This window comes from Neobacillus sp. B24 (genome assembly GCF_055381825.1).
This window is the reverse complement of record NZ_AP035777.1, coordinates 3,086,257-3,103,949: the sequence shown is the minus strand read 5'-3', so window position 1 is coordinate 3,103,949 and position 17,693 is coordinate 3,086,257. Positions and strand designations below refer to the sequence as shown.

At 38.5% G+C, this 17,693-nt stretch carries 19 protein-coding genes and 1 pseudogene; 15 read left to right on the top strand and 5 right to left on the bottom strand.

Translation table 11 applies throughout. The features are described 5' to 3' along the window. Positions 1 to 167 precede the first annotated feature (167 nt). Complete coding sequence (locus ACZ43M_RS15240; RefSeq protein ID WP_464503409.1) at positions 168 to 1,013, bottom strand: hypothetical protein; 846 nt, start codon at positions 1,011 to 1,013, stop codon at positions 168 to 170. A gap of 134 nt (positions 1,014 to 1,147) precedes the next feature. On the opposite strand from ACZ43M_RS15240, the pseudogene mmsA reads away from it, so the two are divergent. Both mmsA and ACZ43M_RS15230 read left to right on the top strand, forming a co-directional pair. Then, positions 1,148 to 2,146, top strand: a pseudogene (gene mmsA, locus ACZ43M_RS15235) (CoA-acylating methylmalonate-semialdehyde dehydrogenase); the annotation flags it as partial. Positions 2,147 to 2,678: 532 nt separating this feature from the next. Then, complete coding sequence (locus ACZ43M_RS15230) at positions 2,679 to 2,822, top strand: hypothetical protein (RefSeq protein ID WP_464503408.1); 144 nt, start codon at positions 2,679 to 2,681, stop codon at positions 2,820 to 2,822. A 254-nt stretch (positions 2,823 to 3,076) separates the two neighbouring features. Here ACZ43M_RS15230 and ACZ43M_RS15225 read toward each other — a convergent pair whose 3' ends face one another. From ACZ43M_RS15225 to ACZ43M_RS15210, 4 genes are all read right to left on the bottom strand, one after another. Beyond that, positions 3,077 to 3,427 carry a cupin domain-containing protein gene (locus ACZ43M_RS15225; RefSeq protein WP_464503407.1) on the bottom strand — a complete coding sequence of 117 codons (351 nt, stop codon included), beginning with the start codon at positions 3,425 to 3,427 and terminating at the stop codon, positions 3,077 to 3,079. 54 nt (positions 3,428 to 3,481) lie between these two features. Next, positions 3,482 to 4,252 (bottom strand): carbon-nitrogen family hydrolase, encoded by a 771-nt coding sequence (locus tag ACZ43M_RS15220; protein WP_464503406.1) that lies wholly within the window; start codon positions 4,250 to 4,252, stop codon positions 3,482 to 3,484. 197 nt (positions 4,253 to 4,449) lie between these two features. Beyond that, the gene (locus ACZ43M_RS15215; protein ID WP_464503405.1) at positions 4,450 to 5,727 is read right to left on the bottom strand and encodes an MFS transporter; all 1,278 of its coding nucleotides are present in this window, start codon (positions 5,725 to 5,727) and stop codon (positions 4,450 to 4,452) included. A 170-nt stretch (positions 5,728 to 5,897) separates the two neighbouring features. Further along, positions 5,898 to 7,274: an SLC13 family permease gene (locus ACZ43M_RS15210; protein WP_464503404.1), complete on the bottom strand. Its 1,377-nt coding sequence runs from the start codon at positions 7,272 to 7,274 to the stop codon at positions 5,898 to 5,900. 153 nt (positions 7,275 to 7,427) lie between these two features. Between ACZ43M_RS15210 and ACZ43M_RS15205 the strand changes: the two genes are divergently transcribed. The 13 genes from ACZ43M_RS15205 to ACZ43M_RS15145 all read left to right on the top strand — a co-directional run bounded on the left by ACZ43M_RS15205 (position 7,428) and on the right by ACZ43M_RS15145 (position 17,667). Then, the gene (locus tag ACZ43M_RS15205) at positions 7,428 to 8,207 is read left to right on the top strand and encodes an IclR family transcriptional regulator (protein WP_464503403.1); all 780 of its coding nucleotides are present in this window, start codon (positions 7,428 to 7,430) and stop codon (positions 8,205 to 8,207) included. 269 nt (positions 8,208 to 8,476) lie between these two features. Then, positions 8,477 to 8,737 (top strand): YciI family protein, encoded by a 261-nt coding sequence (locus ACZ43M_RS15200; RefSeq protein ID WP_464503402.1) that lies wholly within the window; start codon positions 8,477 to 8,479, stop codon positions 8,735 to 8,737. Between the two features lie 113 nt (positions 8,738 to 8,850). Then, positions 8,851 to 9,651, top strand: coding sequence for an alpha/beta fold hydrolase (locus ACZ43M_RS15195; protein ID WP_464503401.1), 801 nt, complete (start codon positions 8,851 to 8,853; stop codon positions 9,649 to 9,651). Beyond that, positions 9,638 to 10,795 carry an LLM class flavin-dependent oxidoreductase gene (locus ACZ43M_RS15190; RefSeq protein WP_464503400.1) on the top strand — a complete coding sequence of 386 codons (1,158 nt, stop codon included), beginning with the start codon at positions 9,638 to 9,640 and terminating at the stop codon, positions 10,793 to 10,795. The genes ACZ43M_RS15195 and ACZ43M_RS15190 overlap by 14 nt, the downstream gene beginning before the upstream one ends. A gap of 16 nt (positions 10,796 to 10,811) precedes the next feature. After that, entirely contained in the window at positions 10,812 to 11,639 is an 828-nt protein-coding gene (locus ACZ43M_RS15185) for an alpha/beta fold hydrolase (RefSeq protein WP_464503399.1), read from the top strand. Then, the gene (locus tag ACZ43M_RS15180; RefSeq protein WP_464503398.1) at positions 11,626 to 12,417 is read left to right on the top strand and encodes an alpha/beta fold hydrolase; all 792 of its coding nucleotides are present in this window, start codon (positions 11,626 to 11,628) and stop codon (positions 12,415 to 12,417) included. Before ACZ43M_RS15185 ends, ACZ43M_RS15180 begins: the two co-directional genes overlap by 14 nt. A gap of 1 nt (position 12,418) precedes the next feature. Next, positions 12,419 to 12,874 (top strand): homogentisate 1,2-dioxygenase, encoded by a 456-nt coding sequence (locus ACZ43M_RS15175; protein ID WP_464503397.1) that lies wholly within the window; start codon positions 12,419 to 12,421, stop codon positions 12,872 to 12,874. Positions 12,875 to 12,898: 24 nt separating this feature from the next. Further along, on the top strand, positions 12,899 to 14,296 hold the full coding sequence (locus ACZ43M_RS15170; RefSeq protein WP_464503396.1) for an amidohydrolase family protein: 1,398 nt from the start codon (positions 12,899 to 12,901) through the stop codon (positions 14,294 to 14,296). Between the two features lie 52 nt (positions 14,297 to 14,348). Beyond that, positions 14,349 to 15,065, top strand: coding sequence for a DUF2848 family protein (locus ACZ43M_RS15165; RefSeq protein ID WP_464503395.1), 717 nt, complete (start codon positions 14,349 to 14,351; stop codon positions 15,063 to 15,065). Between the two features lie 21 nt (positions 15,066 to 15,086). Beyond that, positions 15,087 to 16,040, top strand: a complete 954-nt coding sequence (locus tag ACZ43M_RS15160; RefSeq protein WP_464503394.1) for a dihydrodipicolinate synthase family protein — start codon at positions 15,087 to 15,089, stop codon at positions 16,038 to 16,040. A 13-nt stretch (positions 16,041 to 16,053) separates the two neighbouring features. Beyond that, positions 16,054 to 16,431 (top strand): 4-carboxymuconolactone decarboxylase, encoded by a 378-nt coding sequence (gene pcaC, locus ACZ43M_RS15155; RefSeq protein ID WP_464503393.1) that lies wholly within the window; start codon positions 16,054 to 16,056, stop codon positions 16,429 to 16,431. A 122-nt stretch (positions 16,432 to 16,553) separates the two neighbouring features. After that, positions 16,554 to 17,231, top strand: a complete 678-nt coding sequence (locus ACZ43M_RS15150) for a riboflavin kinase (protein ID WP_464503392.1) — start codon at positions 16,554 to 16,556, stop codon at positions 17,229 to 17,231. 157 nt (positions 17,232 to 17,388) lie between these two features. Continuing rightward, the gene (locus tag ACZ43M_RS15145) at positions 17,389 to 17,667 is read left to right on the top strand and encodes a hypothetical protein (RefSeq protein WP_464503391.1); all 279 of its coding nucleotides are present in this window, start codon (positions 17,389 to 17,391) and stop codon (positions 17,665 to 17,667) included. Positions 17,668 to 17,693 lie beyond the last annotated feature (26 nt).

Sequence of the window (17,693 nt, the reverse complement as noted above, 5' to 3'; positions counted from 1 at the left end):
TTAAATCTAAATATCCTGAAATAATAGTTGTACAAGCAGCACATCCAGCGTTTGAATATTTATAAGTACAGAGAAAAGTAGATGGGTTAAAATGTTTAAAAGTATTTGCATTAAATGATAACATTATATATAAAGAAGAATAATGTATCTACCTGGAACATCAATGGTTATTGTTTTCCCATAACGTAAAGAACAAACGGATTATTACTGAAGGGATCGTCAAATGAGGTGTTAGGATACCCAAATTCTTCGTAAAGTGCATCGTAATACCGGTGCTTAAATTGTTTATTCAGTATCCCATAAAAATAAGCAACCGGCTTCTTAACTGTATTAGTTACTTTCATCTTCCGTATCATCTGTTTAAATGCTGCAATTGCTACCTCCAGCATCCGTTCTCTTTCGTTTTCACTATTATTACGATAGGCCGCAATCTCTGTCATATGCCAATATTCTTCAATCGTTTTAGCATCTGAATAGAAATACTTAACCAGCTGGACAAACTCCTGTGGAACTGTGCTGCTTACATATGTATGGTCCAATTGGAACGGTTCTTCTTTATGTTTATTATTGTTTTGATCTTTTTCAGTTTTTAAAAGATTACTAGTTTCTTTTGGCTGGTTCATTTTTTCTGCTTCGGGTGGTTCATTAGAAGGAAAACGATTAAACACATACAAGTTGCTGGATTGTAAACCGTTTTTTCTTCCGGTTTCATGTACGGTGAGTATCCCGAATTCCTTTGCTTTTTGGACCATGCGTTTAAAGGTGGAACGTGAAATGCCATTGTCATGATATTCCTCATGAATCGCCTTCAGGATCGTGCCAATTTTCGCGTTACAGACACCGGGAATTTTGGCCGCATAGCGAACCAGCCGTTTTAACCCCATCAATTCTCCTTTTGAAAAATCATTTTTGTGCTCCAGCAGCCACATTTCCATCGAATGATTAAAATCTGTCAAACTGACAAACTGCGAATACTCTTCAAATCCTTCAATGCATCCTGATTTAATACTCATATTTACTGCCACCCTTCATCACATCAGTAAGACCAGCCATTAATACCGGCCTCTTAACCATATCGGGATTGACAGTTTTAATCGAATCACTAAAAATCAATTTTGAACATCATTTTCGAACTAAAAACGCTTTCTTTTGCTTTCCAATGATGGTACCGTGCTGGATGTTCCCGCTTGCGATTGCCCTCGGGAATACGTTTGTACTGAAACCGTCTGAGCGGACACCGCTCTTGGCCACTCGCTTGGCTGAGCTGCTGAAGGAGGCGGGACTTCCAGATGGTGTGTTCAATATCGTTCATGGTGCTCACGATGTGGTCAATGGATTGCTTGAGCATAAAGATGTACCGGCGATTTCTTTTGTCGGCTCGCAGCCGGTCGCTGAATATGTCTACAAAACAGCAGCAAACCACGGCAAACGGGTGCAGGCATTGGCGGGTGCGAAGAACCACTCGATTGTGATGCCTGAGGCTGATTTAGATCAAGCTGTGAAAGAAATCATCAGTGCCGCCTACGGGTCTGCAGGTGAACGCTGTATGGCTTGCTCAGTGGTCGTCGCTGTTGGCGAAGTCGCAGAAGCTCTGATTGAAAAATTAACACAGGCTGCTGAACAGATTGTGATCGGGAACGGGCTGGAGGAAGAGGTCTTCTTAGGGCCAGTCATCCGCCAGCAGCACAAAGAGCGGACAGCATCGTACATACAGACTGGTGTTAGGGAAGGAGCCGTTTTGGTCAGGGATGGACGAAAGGATGATGCCTATCATCAGGACGGATATTTTATTGGACCGACCATCTTTGACCAGGTGACTCCCGAAATGAAAATATGGAAGGAAGAAATCTTTGCCCCGGTATTGTCGATTGTTCGGGTTGCTAGTTTAGAAGAAGCGGTAGATTTAACGAATCAATCTGACTTTGGTAATGGTGCCTGCCTGTTTACGAAAAATGGAGCAGATGTCCGTTATTTCAGAGAAAAAATACAGGTCGGTATGCTTGGTGTGAACATTGGGGTCCCGGCACCAATGGCCTTCTTCCCGTTCTTGGGCTGGAAAAACTCCTTCTACGGAGACCTCCACGCCAACGGCTCAGACGGTGTCGAATTCTACACTAGAAGAAAAATGTTGACAGCTAGATGGTAATCTATTAAGGTGTGGGGCGTACAGCCGGACTATGATCGATACCTAAAGTGGGTGGGAATCCCGTCGTAAAAAACGGACAACTATAAACGATAGCACTTTATACCGATGAGTGAAGCTTATAAACCAGTCACTTTTCGGTATTCTTTTTTTGATGCGGAATTGGTCTACACATTTAATACATACAAAATTTTGGAACAAAAGGAGCAAGAATTGCTTCACTCCCAAAACCCTTTTTCCTTAGCTATCATGCAGGTTTGTATATATTAAAATCTTGAAAACAGGATTGAAAGCATTATTAAACTATGTTATTTAAATTATTGCTTACGGATCATCGGATTTCCAAGGGGAGTTTTCGACATTTGCTCTTCTTGAAAAGAATACGGAACAATTATTAGAAGAGGTAACTCCTTAGTTGGATAAGGGGGAATTAATTATTTCGCTTACATTGGATGATACATCATTCACTAAGGACAATTAAAAAATTGGAAAAGGTATAGAAGAGGGTAGAGAAGTAGGAAGAAGAGAGAAAAAATTGAATTTCGAACCGGTGCAATGGAAAAAGCTTGGAGAACACACGGATGAAATAATATTGCAAGAGTTGGGATTGCCTAAAGAATTAATAGAAGAACTTAAGAGAAAGCGAGTAGTGGAAGGATTAACTACAAATAACATTTAAAAATAAACTAGTTCTATATACATCATAGTCTCGGTATACCCAGTAGTAATATAAGGGGGGCATGGCACCTCCCCAATATTGCTAACTGCGAGATGGAACAATAAAAAAATAAATAGAATCACTAAGAAATTATAAATGTAAATAAAACCAAAAAGATTAACGAAATATTAAAAGGCATGAGTTTTTAAAACTCATGCCTAAGCACTTGTATAAATAGATGCTGTTCTTAGCAACAATGAAGATTATTATGCCATCTATTGGCCTCTTGAATAATAACGAACTTCAAAAATTTTACAACCATTTTTGGATATCCAAGGACCATGTTTCATTCCCGGTGGGCGACATGCTACCATTCCTGCAGTAAATTCTTCATTTAGTTCTAAATCCAATATAGAACCTTCCATAATATATAATTCCTCCCAAAAATCGTGATTTTGCACCCCGTTTGGGCTAGTATCTGTACCAGGGTCAAATTGTAAAATTCTTGTTGCAATATTTGAACCGGGGATTCGTGCTATAATTCTTTCGGATAGTCCCTCTATATTAGTTGAAGGCTGAGACGGAAAATCGGTGTAAGGGGTAAATTCAATTTCTGGTTTACTCATAATTTGCTCCTCCTCATTTTTTATGTACTACTAATACTAAACCTTATAACCTTTCTAAAGGACCCGATGCTTTAATTGAGGAAATTCCTCACGAATTCTATCAACCTCATCTAAATGAATCTCTGTTATCAGGACTGTTTCATCTTCACCGGCCGATGATGTTACAATCCCCCAAGGGTTAACCACCTGGCTATGACCTCCTAATAAAACATTTCGGGTTTTTCCTACGCAATTACAAGATATTAAAAAACATTGATTTTCTAAAGCACGGACTGAATTGAGCAGTTTCCAATGTTCGAGTCGTTGGTGGGGCCACGCAGAAGTAACAAGGAATATTTTTGCACCTAAGTCAATTTGTGCACGGAACAGTTCTGGAAATCTCAAATCATAGCATGTCGATAACCCAACTTTCCCAAACTCGGTCTCCACAACAGTAGGAACTTGACCAGCAGTCAAAATATCCCCTTCTTGGGAACCATACCTGAATAAATGAATTTTTTTGTAGGTTCCTGCAATTTTTCCTTCTCTATCAAACAAAATACTTGTATTAAAGTAATTGCCTTCCTTTTTTTCGATAAAGCTTCCGGCAAATAGATATGAACTTAATTCTTTTGCTTTATTTGAAAAACGTTGTGTAAAAGTTCCGGATAATTCTTCGGCTTCATCCGTATAATTATCAAATGTAAAGTAGCCTGTTGCCCAAACTTCAGGGAGTAGTATTAGGTCAAATCCAGTAAGCTTATCCAACATCTGCTCAACTCGTGCAATTCGTTGTTCCTTTGTTTCATGATCATTAATCCCTATTTGGATTGAAGCAACTCGCATTCATTTTTCACCCCATGGTTGACAATGTAGAATTGAAATGTGGATTTTAAGAATATAAAAAACTAAAAAAATATATAGAGTGCCGACCGCGAAAAAGTATTTCGTAGAGGCGATGCGGGGCACTCCATTATTCAAAGGAGGTCTCTAAGTTGGAAGCAAATACGTAGACTAGCCCATTATGATTTAATTAAATACTATTAAACTTGCACTTCTTTTGGCACGATGCTGATGTCAGGGGAAACGTCTTCGTCAACCTTCTCAAGATTGCGCCTTGGTAAAAACATACCAACTAAGGCTACTAAAATAAAGCCTGCTGCACCGATAATCATAGCTTTGCTAAGTCCCATCGTAACTGCAAGCGTTCCTACTATAACAGGTGCTTGACCACCAATGAGTCTTCCTGTATTGAATATAAATCCTAATGCGGTACCACGAATGCGAGTAGGATAGGATTCAGAGATGGAAACACCATAGGCTACAAAGAATGCTTCAAATAAACCAATCATAATTAATCCTACAGTCAGCATACCAATACTTGAACCGGCATATGCCATTATACCCATTCCAATAGTGCTTAGGATACCACATACACTGATGATGAATTTTTGATTACCAAACCGGTCAACTAAATATCCATACAGTGGAAATGAGACAATTCCCAGCACATTCATAAGGATCATTAATGGTAAGACCAACTCAGGTGAAGCAAACCCGCCTTGCTCTGCTGGCCCCTTAATCATGGTTGGAAGCCATGTTCCTCCGGCGTAATATCCAAATAATCCCCCAGTTGTAAAAAGGGTAAGGATAATAGTCCGCTTGATATATTTTTTATGGAACAATTCAATGGGATTTATTTTCTCTGAATTTTTCGCTTCAACCCAGCTTTGTGGTTCAGGCATTTTCATTCTCAGGATACCAACTAAAACAGCAGGTAGAACTCCAAGCATGAAAAGACCTCTCCAGCCCAAAATAGGAACAATAATAGAGCTGATTATAACTGCTAACAAATAGCCAATTGGCCAACCTGCCTGCACAAAACCAATTGCTTTCATGCGGTGTTTTGACGGCCAAGTTTCATTAACAAGTGCCATTCCAGCACCCCATTCACCACCCATTCCTAGTCCAAGCAAAATTCTCCATAGCAGCAATTGAGTGGCATCCTGGGAAAATCCCGACATTAAAGTACCAATCGAATAAATAATGACGGTAATGTATAAAGCTTTTGAGCGACCGATGTAATCTGACAGAACGCCAAACAAATATCCGCCTAAAACTGCAGCCATTAGGGAGACTGATGATATTAGTCCTGCAAACCCTGGTGTAATTCCAAACTCACTAATAATTAGAGTAATAACTGTGGAGTAAAGGAGGAAATCCATAGCGTCAAGGGCGTACCCAGTAACAGCAACTGTAAGAGTTTTCCATTGGTACCTTGTAATCTCCTTATACCAAGGAGCAGTCATCTCAGACATCATTAGTCCCTACCTTTCAATTCATTATTTTTATGCCATTTAGGTCATATGCAATTCTACAAAACTATCACCACCTTAAGTCGGTACGTTGTCCCAAATTTAGTTCAAAATTATTATCATATACATAGTGTTTAATTGTCAATAGTTTATTAAGAATATTTGGAAAATTTAGTCTACAAAAAATTGACAAATTTCCACCATAACGGCTGAACAATTAAGGTGGTGATCAGGAGGATAATTGTTAATGGAATGCCAAATTTTAGAACATCTCTATCGGAAAAATAACCTGTTTTACCAGATCCTAATAGAATGACAACGCTATGATATGGTAAAAAATAGTGAAAGGCTACGGTGGAATAAACAATTAAAGAAACTGTCAAACTGTTTAATTGCGGGAACATTTGAATGATAGGTGGGATGATTAAACTCATCGTCGCTGATGCACTCCCAATCAGCATATGGACTATGGCAGAAAGAAATACAATGGTGATAATAGCAAACAGCAAGTCGTTCGGTATATTATCTGGCGTTAATAAATTTAGAACCCAAGAGGAAACACCGGTCTTATATCCGATTCTACCAATTGAAAGAGCACCTACAATGAATAGAATAATATTCCAATTTATGTTTTTTGAGATGTCCTCTTCATTTAAAAGGTCTCCCACCTTAGGCAATGCAAGACCTGTTGCGGATAATAGGGCAACCCAAGCGGGGTTAATATGATGAAAGGACTCAGTAATCCATAATAGAAGAGATAAACCTACCCAAATGGAGACCTTCCACTCCGCTGGTGAAAACGATCCCATGGAATCTAATTGTTGTTTTAGTTTTGTTTTGTTAATCGTAAAAGAAGTTCTTTGTCGGAATATAAACAAAAAGCTGAGTAACGTAAGGGCGGAAATGAAAATTCCCGGAACAGACATCAGCTTAAACCATTCCCACCAACTTATGTTTGCACCGGCTAATGTAAAAGCGGATCCATTTAATAAAGTATCGCCAGTCAAGAGTATAGTTCCTGTAACCGTAACGCCTACAAAAACCGAAAATCCTACATATCTCTTCATAGTTTCATCCATATCTGTATTGTTAATCATATAATTAACAATCGATATCATTAAAAACACTCTGGGAAAAGGGTGTGGTATAAAAATACTTAATATAAAACCAAGGAAAAAAATAAAAGCAATTAGGCTCGTATAGGAGTTTACAAATTTTAATGTAAAGTAGTACGCTATTCGTTCCGCCAGACCTGATTTACGGATAGCGTGGGAAATGAGATAGGAACCAACAATCATCCAGACTAGGGGTGTCAGAAAAAAAGAAAAAAGTTCATTCGCAGTCGCTATGTCCATTAATATAAAACAAACAAATAGAAAAAACGTAGTATAGGCATGGGGAAGGATTTCACTGGTCCATAAGAATATTGCCGTTAAGATTAAAATGAGGGTATACCTTCCGTCGGCTGATAATCCTTGGGTCTCTGGTAAGAACCAAATTGTACCAGCTAAAACAACAAGCAGTAAATAGAACAGCACTACAATCCTTCTCATGTCCTTCACTCCTTAATCTATAAAAACACAAAAATTTCAGAATTAATTGATAGATAAAAGTGTACCATAATTGGCAGTTATGGTACAATGTACCAAAAGATATTTTTTTAATATAATTATCAAGCTGAAAAGGCGGTAAAAGGGGGATTTTTCATGGGATCTGAAAGTTTAATCACTCAGGAGAACGAGAATAAGAGGGATACAATTAAACAGGTTGAAAAGACAATCGAATTGCTAGAATACTTGAGCCTAAAAGAAGACGAGATTGGTGTAAGAGAGGCGAGCCGCATTTTTGATGTCTCCAAGAGCACCATGCAAAGAATATTGAATTCTTTATTAGAAAAACAAATTATCCATTTTAATGATAAAAGTCAGAATTATAGTCTCGATTTCGGCGTTCTTCGCCTCGCGTTGCCATTTTTCGAAAGAAACATTTTAAAAACAGTTTCTGAAAAATACTTACTGGAGCTGCGAGACCGATTCGGAGAAACCGTTGGCCTACATGTTAACTTGAATGACAGGCAAATTATTGTTCATCAATTTGAATCCATGAATGAATTAAGATGGTCTATTCCTATCGGAAAGTCTCATCCGTTGAATGTTGGCGCATCAGGAAAGGCACTCTTGGCCTTTATGGATACTGAAGCCTTTGAAAAAGCAAAGGTACACTTTACAAAAGAAACAGAGTTTTCACGACAGGGGGAGCCACTATTAAAAGAGTTGAAGAAAATTAAGCAGGATGGTTTTGCCATTTCTCGGGAGGAAATTTCAGTGGGAGAGATGGGAATAGCCGTTCCAATTTTTAAACGAGATGCGGTCATCGCCTCATTAAGTATTTATGGACCAATAGCACGGTTAGATTTATTAGATATTCGGGAAATGGTGGATCAATTAAAACAGGCAAGTAAACAAATTTCTGCAAAATTGTTTTAATACTTCTTTTGAAACTTTATAAACCCTAAAAAATCTCCCTCTAAAACCAAGAGGGAGATTTTTTTATAAACCAATTGACAGATAATTTAGAATCGTGCTACACTTTCAATAAAATCGGTACACCGTACCGAAAAGAAAATGTAAAGGAGGAATGGTAATTTTTGATTTAAGCGTTTAACTACGATAGTTTTTCAAGCCTCACAGTAATTGCATGCTAATTGCAATTTCAAAACAAATTTTTCTTAAATATTGAAAGGTGTTGTTTTTTTATGCGCTATGTCGTTCTTTTGAAAAAGACTTCAAAATCTACTCCAGATGAAATCGCAAATGCCCATGGTGTTTATCTAAATGATATGCATGCTAATAAGAAAGTTGTTTACTCCGGCCCATTGGAAAAAATCGGTGGTATGGTAGTTTATGATGCTTCATCCAAGGAAGAAGCAATTGGTTTAGTAGAACTTGATCCCTTTGTTTCTGGAAACTACCGGGATTATGAGATTTATGAGTGGAAACAAACGATTGGTTTATAACCACTATTAATGAGTGGCAACGAGCTGCTACTGATAAAACAACACATAAGGTGTTTACCTATTGTACTTAATTATTATGACTAAATAGAATTTTTAGAAAGAGGGGAAAACATATGGAATATGTGACAGAGTATTACACCGTACAGGATACAAAAATCAGAATTCTTAAAGGGGGAACCGGGGCACCTTTGCTTTTCCTTGCCGGTGCAAATGGAGCAGGAGACTGGCTCCCAGTATTACAATCATTATCCAAAGATTACACAGTTTACTACCCAGACCATCCTGGATATGGTTTGAGTGAAACAAATCCGAAAATTGACAGCGTTCAAGATCTGGCATTTTTTTACTTGGACGTAATGGATAAACTAGGTTTGGAAAATGCCATCATTATGGGATCCTCTTTAGGTGGATGGCTGGCAATTGAAATTGCCCTAATAGCCCAGCAGAGAGTGAATAAATTAGTTCTCATTGATGCTGCTGGTATTCGCATCGAAGGCGTTAAAGTACCAGATATTTTCGTAATGAACCCACAACAAGTATACAACATTCTCTTCCATTCTGATGAAATCAGAACGCAAGTTGCCTCTAAGAATATTTACAATCCTGAGATGGAAACCATTGTACTTCGTAATCGAATTGCTACTTCACACCTTGCTTGGAATCCATATTTCCATAATCCAAAAATTGCAGACCGAATTCATCGCCTAACAATGCCTGTCCTCATTGTTTGGGGAGCAGACGATCAATTCTTCCCGGTTGCTTACGGAGAAAAATATCATGAATTAATATCTCACTCTACTTTACAAATTATTGGAGATGCAGGACATTTCCCACATATTGAGAACTCGGATGAATTTTTATTAACCGTGAAAAATTTCTTGACTAAGGAGGAAGCTGTACATGAAATTTTATAGTTTTCATTTAATGCCCTGGGCCTATTTACCAGAGAATTTTCGGGATCAATATGATTCTGCTTGGGTAACACTCTCCAATACCATGTACGATCCTGAAAAGGGTGCTGAATTGTATCGCAGATATATTGACGAGTTGACTTACGCTGACCAGATGGGATTTGATGGAGTATGCGTAAACGAACATCATCAGAATGCTTATGGAAATATGCCTTCTCCAAATATAATTGCCACAATGCTGGTAGAAAGAGTAAAAGGAAAAATTGCCGTTCTCGGAAATGCCATCCCATTGCGTGAAGACCCTGTTCGGATTGCGGAAGAAATTGCAATGTTGGATTTACTTTCTGGAGGAAGGATTATTTCAGGCTTTGTCCGTGGACTCGGTGCGGAGTATCATTCCTTTTCAAAGAATCCAACCGAATCACGCGATCGTTTCCATGAGGCACATGATTTAATTATTAAAGCATGGACACAGCCAGGCCCGTTTGAACATTACGGAAAATACTACAAATTTAGGTATGTCAATCCATGGCCATTAACGTTACAAAAGCCGCATCCGCCAGTGTGGATCCCATCACAGGGAAGTAACGAAACCATTGCCTGGACTGCTGAGAAAAAGTATGCGTACGTACAAACCTATAGTTCGATTGACACGATAAGACGAGTGTTCAAGCAATTTAAAGAAGAGGCCAATAAATGCGGATATGAGGCATCACCTGAACAAATGGGTTGGGCACTTCCGGTTTACGTGGCCGATACCGACGAAAAGGCCTTAAAAGAAGCCGAGCACGGAATTGATTATTTGTTTAACCAGGCTTTCAAAATGCCGCATGAGATCTTTTTCCCAGCTGGTTACTTGACCTTGAATTCGATAAAGAACGTGTTAAAAGCGAAACAAGGTATTGGTACAAGTAAATTGGCATTTGAGTATTTGGTAGAGAAAGAGTATGTAATAGTTGGATCACCAGACACAGTGCGTCAAAAGTTGGAAAGTTATCAGAAAGAATTTGGGTTCGGAAACCTATTGCCAATGATGCAATTTGGAACCCTTTCACATGAAAAAACAATGGAAAATATAAAACTATTTGCTGAAAAAGTCATGCCATCCCTAAGGCCATTGGGAGAAAAAACAGCTGCAACTAAATAGATGGGGGGTTAGTAAGTTGCAAAGTAAATATGTAATGGTTGGGAACATCCGGACCCATTATATTGAGGCAGGGCAAGGGGAACCAGTAGTTTTGCTCCACAGTGGTGAATATGGTGCCTGTGCCATTAACAGCTGGGAATATAATATTGAAGCATTGAGCAAGCATTTCCATGTTTACGCTCCGGATATGCTGGGTTACGGTAATACTGAAAAATTGTTTAGTTTTGATGATGCTCAGGGACTTCGTTTGAATCATATTAGAGATTTTCTCCGAGTGCTTTGTATTGACGAAGCTACGTTTATCGGAAATTCATTAGGCGGAGGCATGATTCTGTCAGTAGCTGCACAAGAGAATCCAATTTGGCCCATTAAAAAGATTATCACAATCAGCGGGGGAGGACCCAATAACCCCGCTGCCCATGATATTTTGAACAACTACGATTGCACGAAAGAGTATATGAGAAAAATACTAGATTTAGTATTCTATGATGAAAAATGGAAGACAGGTGCATACCTGGACAAAAGATATGAAACTAGTATTATTCCGGGTGCATGGGAAACAGCTACAGCTGCGCGTCTTAAATCGCCTGTCGCTCAAGAAAAGGAACGAGTTTTCCCTAACTATGGAAATATAAGGGTACCGGTTCTCATTTGTGCGGGCGATTGTGATCAATTAAAGTTCCCAGATTATGCTGAAAAGCTGCATAAAAGTATTCCTAATTCCACTGTCGAGATATTTGAAAAATGCTGCCACTGTGCACATATCGAACATTCAGATAAGTTTAATGAGCTTGCCTTAGAATTTCTATTAAATAAAGTAGGTGCAAAGCATGGGGTATCTTGAAACCAATGGCATAAACGTGCATTATACTGCTCAGGGATCTGGTGAGACCATTGTTTTCCTGCATAGTTTAGGAGCTCAAAGTGATTTGTGGGCAGAACAGGTAATTTATTTTAAAGAGTCTTATCAAGTTGTCACGATTGATGCCAGAGGTCACGGAAAAACAGACAGTAGTATCCCCTTCAAGGTAAAAGACTGTGCAAATGATGTATTAGCCATTTTGGACGCACTACATGTGAACAAGGCTCACATTGTCGGGATATCAATGGGTGGTCATATGGCATTGGAACTTTACCAGATCGCCCCTGAGAGAATGATAAGCATCACCTTGAGCAATACCTTTGCCAAAATACCTGAACATAGTCGCGAGGAAAAAATGAATGCCCGGCTAAAACTATTAAAGCAAGACAATTTTGTTCAAGAATGGGCAAGGATTTCCGTGCATGATGGGGCAGATCAGAAATTAATTAATCAAACAATAAACTTGTATGGATGTTCAAAAGAAGATTATAAAAGTGCATGGATTGAAATTAACCATGTGGATTATACCAGGATGTTAAGTTCTGTCGAGTTGCCGGTTTTAGTTATGACTGGTGAAAAGGACCATATTGCTCCTTTGCAGTTGGCACAATTTCTGCATGAAAATATAAAGGGTTCACGCCTTGAAATAATTAGTCAAGCAGGACATCTTGGAAATTTATCAAATCCAGAAGAATTTAATAAAAAGGTCACTTTTTTTCTTAAGGAAGTCCATCCATCTTTCTCTGATAGGAGGGCATAAAATGGTATATGAAGAACGAATAACGATACATGGAAAAAATGTAATTATAAAAAGAGAGTCCTCACCGGTTCAAGTTGAGGTTGTAGATGGTAAGGAATTCTTCCCTTTAGAAAAAATTAATGTTAACGATTCGGCTTTGGTGCCAAGCAATTACGATAATGCAGATGGTACGCCAATGACTTTATTCAAATGCGAAGACAGTACCCGGTTGGATCTTTCAAAGAGATCAAAAAAGGAGATGTCCTTTTGGCATCGGTCGACCGATTTTGATGAATTAATCTTTTGCTATAAAGGTTCAATTATTTGGGAAACTGAATTAGGTGAAATCAAGTTGGAGTCTGGAGAAATGTTCGTAATCCCCAGGGGAATCGCCCATCGCTCTAAACCAGGAACCGATTGTGATGAAAATATCATTCTCGAAATAAAATTTAGATCAAATGTAAACCCAATTTATTGATGCGGATGAAAAGGAAGTAAAGCCATGAAATTAATCGATACGTTAATAAAAAATATTGATTGGTTGATTACAGTAGATTCAACCAGGAGAATCATAACCGATGCAGCAATCGCCATATCAGGGGGCACGATTGTGGCTGTGGGGAAAACGACGGAACTTGAAAGTATGTTTACAGCAAAACAAATGATAAGCGGAAAAGGCAAAGTTGCAACGCCAGGGCTTATTGACAGCCATATCCATGCTGATTTTCAGTTAAGTCGAGGATTAGCGGATGAGGTTGCCAGCAGCAGGTTTTTGTTTGAAAGAATGTATCCTTATGAAGGCCTTTTAACAGACCAAGAATCATATTGGAGCGGTATCTTATGTTCTGCTGAATTAATTCAGCATGGTGTCACAACCTTCATCGATCCCGGTAACTATCATCCGTACATCACTGCAGAGGTAATCGGAGAGGTAGGCAATCGAGGGATTGTCGCAAAGAGTGCTTTTGACCTTACAAAGTCCTCCTTTGGAACGCTTCCTGCAGCTTTTCATGAGACCACTCAGGAAGCTGTGGACCGAAGCAGGCAGGTTGTGTCAGACCTGAATGGTTCATTTGGAGGCCGGGTTAAGGCTTGGTTATCATTTCGCGGAGTCAATAATTGTACCGATGAACTCATTGTCCGCCTTAAGGAAATAGCAGATTTTCATAGTGTAGGAATTCAGGCTCATGCCTGCTTCGCAAAAGAAACCTTGGAAGCCTCCTTAAACAAATATGGAATTCCTGAAATTGAACGGTTGCATCGTTTAGGTGTCCTTGATCATAACCTGCTGTTAATTCATATGGGGTGGGTAATGCCACATGAACTTCAATGGGTGAAAGAAAACGATGTAAAAGTCGTATGTGCTCCAAGTTCTAGCCTTCACAATGGATATGGAAATATAATCCATGGGAAAATCCCAGAAATGTTAGAAATGAGGATTGCGGTCGGATTAGGTTCGGACCATGCTTCCTCTGGGATTGTTGATATTGTTTTAGAAATGTTTCTGGCCAGTACAGCATACAAAGAAGCAAGAACCAATGCCATGGTTATGCCTCCAGAGAGAGCTATTGAAATGGCAACGATTAATGGTTCCCGCTGTGCTTTATGGGATCAGGAGATTGGTAGTATAGAAGTAGGGAAGCAAGCTGATATTACAATGTTTAACACGAACAATCCGGAATGGCAGCCACTTTATAATCCAGTTTCGAATCTGGTATATAGTGTGACAGGAAGCAGTGTAGATACCGTAATGGTTGCTGGTAAGCTTCTCCTGCAAAACGGCGAGCACCTTACCATAGATATCGAGCGGGTATATTCTGAAGTTAAAAAACTGAACTCAGCTATTTTAGAAAAAACTGGACTTACAGATACTATAAAATCAAAGTGGACGATTATTTAATGAAAACGGTGGACAAAAGGAACTACAATAACTATCAGTTAGGAGTCATTTAATGATCGAGTTTGAAATAACAATTCCCGAATTAGATGGGTCAGAAACAAAACAAACCGTCCCAATAAAGGACGTATTAGTAGTAGGGTACGGGGGAAGAGAACCTGAAAAAGTACAAGAACACATCCTTGAACTAGAAAAAATAGGGATTGCTCCACCGCAATCTATACCAGCGATTTATCAACAAAAACTAGAAGCCTTAACATCAGATTCTAAGATAACAGTTCATAGTAATAAGACGTCCGGGGAAGTGGAATATGTGCTTTTCAATGATGGCGTGGAATGGTTAGTAACAACAGGCAGCGATCATACAGACCGGGAACTAGAAGCAATCGATGTGCAAAAATCAAAAGAAGTTTGTCCAAAACCCTTTGGAACAGTTTTCTGGAGACTAAAAGATATTGAAAAACATTGGGACGATATTATTTTGCGGTCTTGGGTTATCGACCAACAAGGCAGAAGACTATATCAAGAGCACGATCTTACTGCTTTATTACCGGTGGAAAAATTACTAGAAAAACTCTCACAATTTGGTTATAAGGATAAGGATCTTACTCATACTGTAATTTTTTCCGGTACAGTTCCTACCTTGGGCGGGTTTATATATGGGGAAAAATTCATGTACGAAATCTGTGATCCCGTACTTAAAAGATCAATCGCAGGAGAGTATTCCATTCAGAATCTTGAGAATACAGTAGGCATTGCAGGTAAGAAATAATTTCTGAAAAGAGGTTTTTTAATGAGACCTGATTTAGTTTTGGAAGGGGTAATCCCGGCTAATCTGCTTCCATTTGATAAAAATTTAAATATTGATGAAGATAACTATAGGCGCCATATCCGATCTATCATTGACACTAGAGGGGTTACAGGGTTGACAACTAATGGCCATGCGGCTGAGGTTGCGACTCTCACCTTGGAAGAACAGCAAAGAAGCGTGTTTATTACAGTTGACGAGGTAGCAGGTAAAGTACCGGTTGTATGCGGCGTTTATGAAGATGGAACGGATAAAGCAGTAAAGATTGCCAAAATGGCTGAAAGGGAAGGTGCAGACTGCCTTTTAATTTTCCCTTCTAATGTATTTAACAATGGGTTCCAGCTTCGGCCGGAAATGGCTTATAAGCATTATGACGCCATCGCTAATGCCACAAATCTTCCATTAATTATCTTTGTTTATCCGGAATCTTCTGGATTACAGGTTAAAACTGACACACTTGTAAAAATTTGCAGTGAAATTGATAATGTAATAGCCATCAAGGAATGGTCAAACGATATCCTGACGTATGAAAGAAATTTCCGTGAATTACGGAAATTGGATAAAAAGATTTCTGTCCTGACAAGCTTTAGTAAATCCCTACTGGCAACATTATGTATTGGTGCTGATGGGATTTTATCGGGGCATGGAAGCTTAATTGCTGATTTGCAGGTTGCGCTTTTTGATGCGGTAAACGGGGGAGACTTACCAGAGGCGCGGAGAATAGCTGAAAAAATACATCCATTAGTAGAAGTTTTTTACGCTGAACCATTTTTGGATGGCCATAATCGGATGAAGGTTGCTAACGCTTTACTCGGAAGAATAAGCGAGGCGCATGTTCGTCCTCCGCTTCAACAAGTCCCATTAGAGGAACAAGAAATTATTAGACGAGTTATAACGGAAGCGGGCCTGCCAGGCTTACCCAACAAATTAAGATCCTGAAAGGGGATTATTCATGACCAATTCTCGTTTTGAGACAGGGTTAGAAATTAGACGTTCTGTATTAGGGAAAGACTATGTAAATAGGTCTATTGAGAATGCCGACGATTTTACCCGAGATCTGCAACAGTTGGTAACAGAATATTGTTGGGGGGAAATCTGGAGTAGAGGTGGTTTGCCCAGAAAAATACGAAGCATAATTAATCTTGCAATGTTGACTGCATTGAATAGACCCCATGAATTAAAACTCCATATTCGCGGTGCACTAAAAAATGGTGTCACCGAAGATGAAATAAAGGAAATTTTATTACAATCTGCAATCTATTGTGGAGTGCCAGCAGCTATTGATAGTTTTAGAGCAGCTCAAGAGGTTTTAAAAAACGAAAAAGAATAACCTAGGAATAATGGAAGTTTTATTATTATAAACGGCATAATCATACTTTTTTTAGTTATGGTAATGCCGTTTGTATTTATAACCTGTAATCAAAAACGAAGCTTCAAAAAAGGAAGGATTTAATGAACACAATTATGGATATTTCAAGACAGTTAAACAAAGGGGATCTGATAATCCTTATTGACGATTTCGGAAGCTTTTCAGGTTATTTACTGGGTTTAGCGGGTACAGGAACAGAGCATCATGTAAAACTTTCTTCAACCTCTTCAGAGTTTACCTACTTATGTAGAATCCTTAATTTACAAGGAAATATCGGTATACTACGCGAGGTTGTAGACATTTCAAAAGAGTTTAGTATTCCTTCTATTAAAATATCAGAAGTTTATAAATCATTGTATGATAGGTCCATTTGTACTCTTTCAGGTCAAGTTATACATGGACAAAAACTTGGGAGGAAGCTTGGTTACCCAACCGCAAACCTGGATTTGTTCACTACAAATGAATGTTTAAGAAATGGTGTCTACGGCGTGAAGGTAAATTGGCGAGAGCAAACTTATCTAGGCATAATGAATGCAGGTGTGAAACCGACCATTAATAACTATATGAAAATGTCTTATGAAATTCATATTTTAGATTTTACCCATGATATTTATGAAGAAACACTAAACGTTGAGGTTAAATTTTTCATTAGAGAAGAAAAAAAGTTCAACAAAGTTAATCAGCTAATTCAACAGATCGAAAATGATATTCAAAAAGTAAAAAATATATTTAAATCACAACTAGCCGTTAAAATCGGATAATAGGAAGAATCATATTGCCGGTTATCATATTGCAACAACTTGCTGTTGATATAATGATAAGTATGAAGGGATTTTATGTTAAAAATTTTGGTGTATCTTTCGGGGTTATCTGCAAGCTTGAAGGTTTGAAATTTTTAATATGATTGGAGGCCCTGTTATGTTAACAACCAATATAAATGTTCCAGATTATACCTTTCAAAAAAGTATTGAAAAGGACTTTGGGATTAATCGCGGAATTTACAACAGGATTGATGAGTGGTTTTTTGAAAAAGGCATACAAGATGTAATCATAAGAAGACAAATCATTGTCGAGTTTTCTCGTTTTGTGGGAGAACCAAAGATGAAAATTGGCACAAAAACAAAATTTGGAAACGGTGGTCTTGTTAAGAAACTGAATGATTTTTGGAGTGCCAAGTTACACATTAGCCATAATTAGTAAAATTGCCAAAATATAATATAAAA

Bases quoted from the DNA above. Each gene is read 5' to 3' on its own strand.
- ACZ43M_RS15205 (WP_464503403.1), top strand. From the start codon at position 7,428: ATGGGATCTGAAAGTTTAATCACTCAGGAGAACGAGAATAAGAGGGAT.
- ACZ43M_RS15170 (WP_464503396.1), top strand. From the start codon at position 12,899: ATGAAATTAATCGATACGTTAATAAAAAATATTGATTGGTTGATTACA.
- ACZ43M_RS15175 (WP_464503397.1), top strand. From the start codon at position 12,419: ATGGTATATGAAGAACGAATAACGATACATGGAAAAAATGTAATTATA.
- ACZ43M_RS15240 (WP_464503409.1), bottom strand. From the start codon at position 1,013: ATGAGTATTAAATCAGGATGCATTGAAGGATTTGAAGAGTATTCGCAG.
- ACZ43M_RS15210 (WP_464503404.1), bottom strand. From the start codon at position 7,274: ATGAGAAGGATTGTAGTGCTGTTCTATTTACTGCTTGTTGTTTTAGCT.
- ACZ43M_RS15150 (WP_464503392.1), top strand. From the start codon at position 16,554: ATGAACACAATTATGGATATTTCAAGACAGTTAAACAAAGGGGATCTG.
- pcaC (WP_464503393.1), top strand. From the start codon at position 16,054: ATGACCAATTCTCGTTTTGAGACAGGGTTAGAAATTAGACGTTCTGTA.
- ACZ43M_RS15190 (WP_464503400.1), top strand. From the start codon at position 9,638: ATGAAATTTTATAGTTTTCATTTAATGCCCTGGGCCTATTTACCAGAG.
- ACZ43M_RS15225 (WP_464503407.1), bottom strand. From the start codon at position 3,427: ATGAGTAAACCAGAAATTGAATTTACCCCTTACACCGATTTTCCGTCT.
- ACZ43M_RS15145 (WP_464503391.1), top strand. From the start codon at position 17,389: ATGTTAACAACCAATATAAATGTTCCAGATTATACCTTTCAAAAAAGT.
- ACZ43M_RS15180 (WP_464503398.1), top strand. From the start codon at position 11,626: ATGGGGTATCTTGAAACCAATGGCATAAACGTGCATTATACTGCTCAG.
- ACZ43M_RS15195 (WP_464503401.1), top strand. From the start codon at position 8,851: ATGGAATATGTGACAGAGTATTACACCGTACAGGATACAAAAATCAGA.
- ACZ43M_RS15220 (WP_464503406.1), bottom strand. From the start codon at position 4,252: ATGCGAGTTGCTTCAATCCAAATAGGGATTAATGATCATGAAACAAAG.
- ACZ43M_RS15165 (WP_464503395.1), top strand. From the start codon at position 14,349: ATGATCGAGTTTGAAATAACAATTCCCGAATTAGATGGGTCAGAAACA.
- ACZ43M_RS15160 (WP_464503394.1), top strand. From the start codon at position 15,087: ATGAGACCTGATTTAGTTTTGGAAGGGGTAATCCCGGCTAATCTGCTT.
- ACZ43M_RS15200 (WP_464503402.1), top strand. From the start codon at position 8,477: ATGCGCTATGTCGTTCTTTTGAAAAAGACTTCAAAATCTACTCCAGAT.
- ACZ43M_RS15215 (WP_464503405.1), bottom strand. From the start codon at position 5,727: ATGATGTCTGAGATGACTGCTCCTTGGTATAAGGAGATTACAAGGTAC.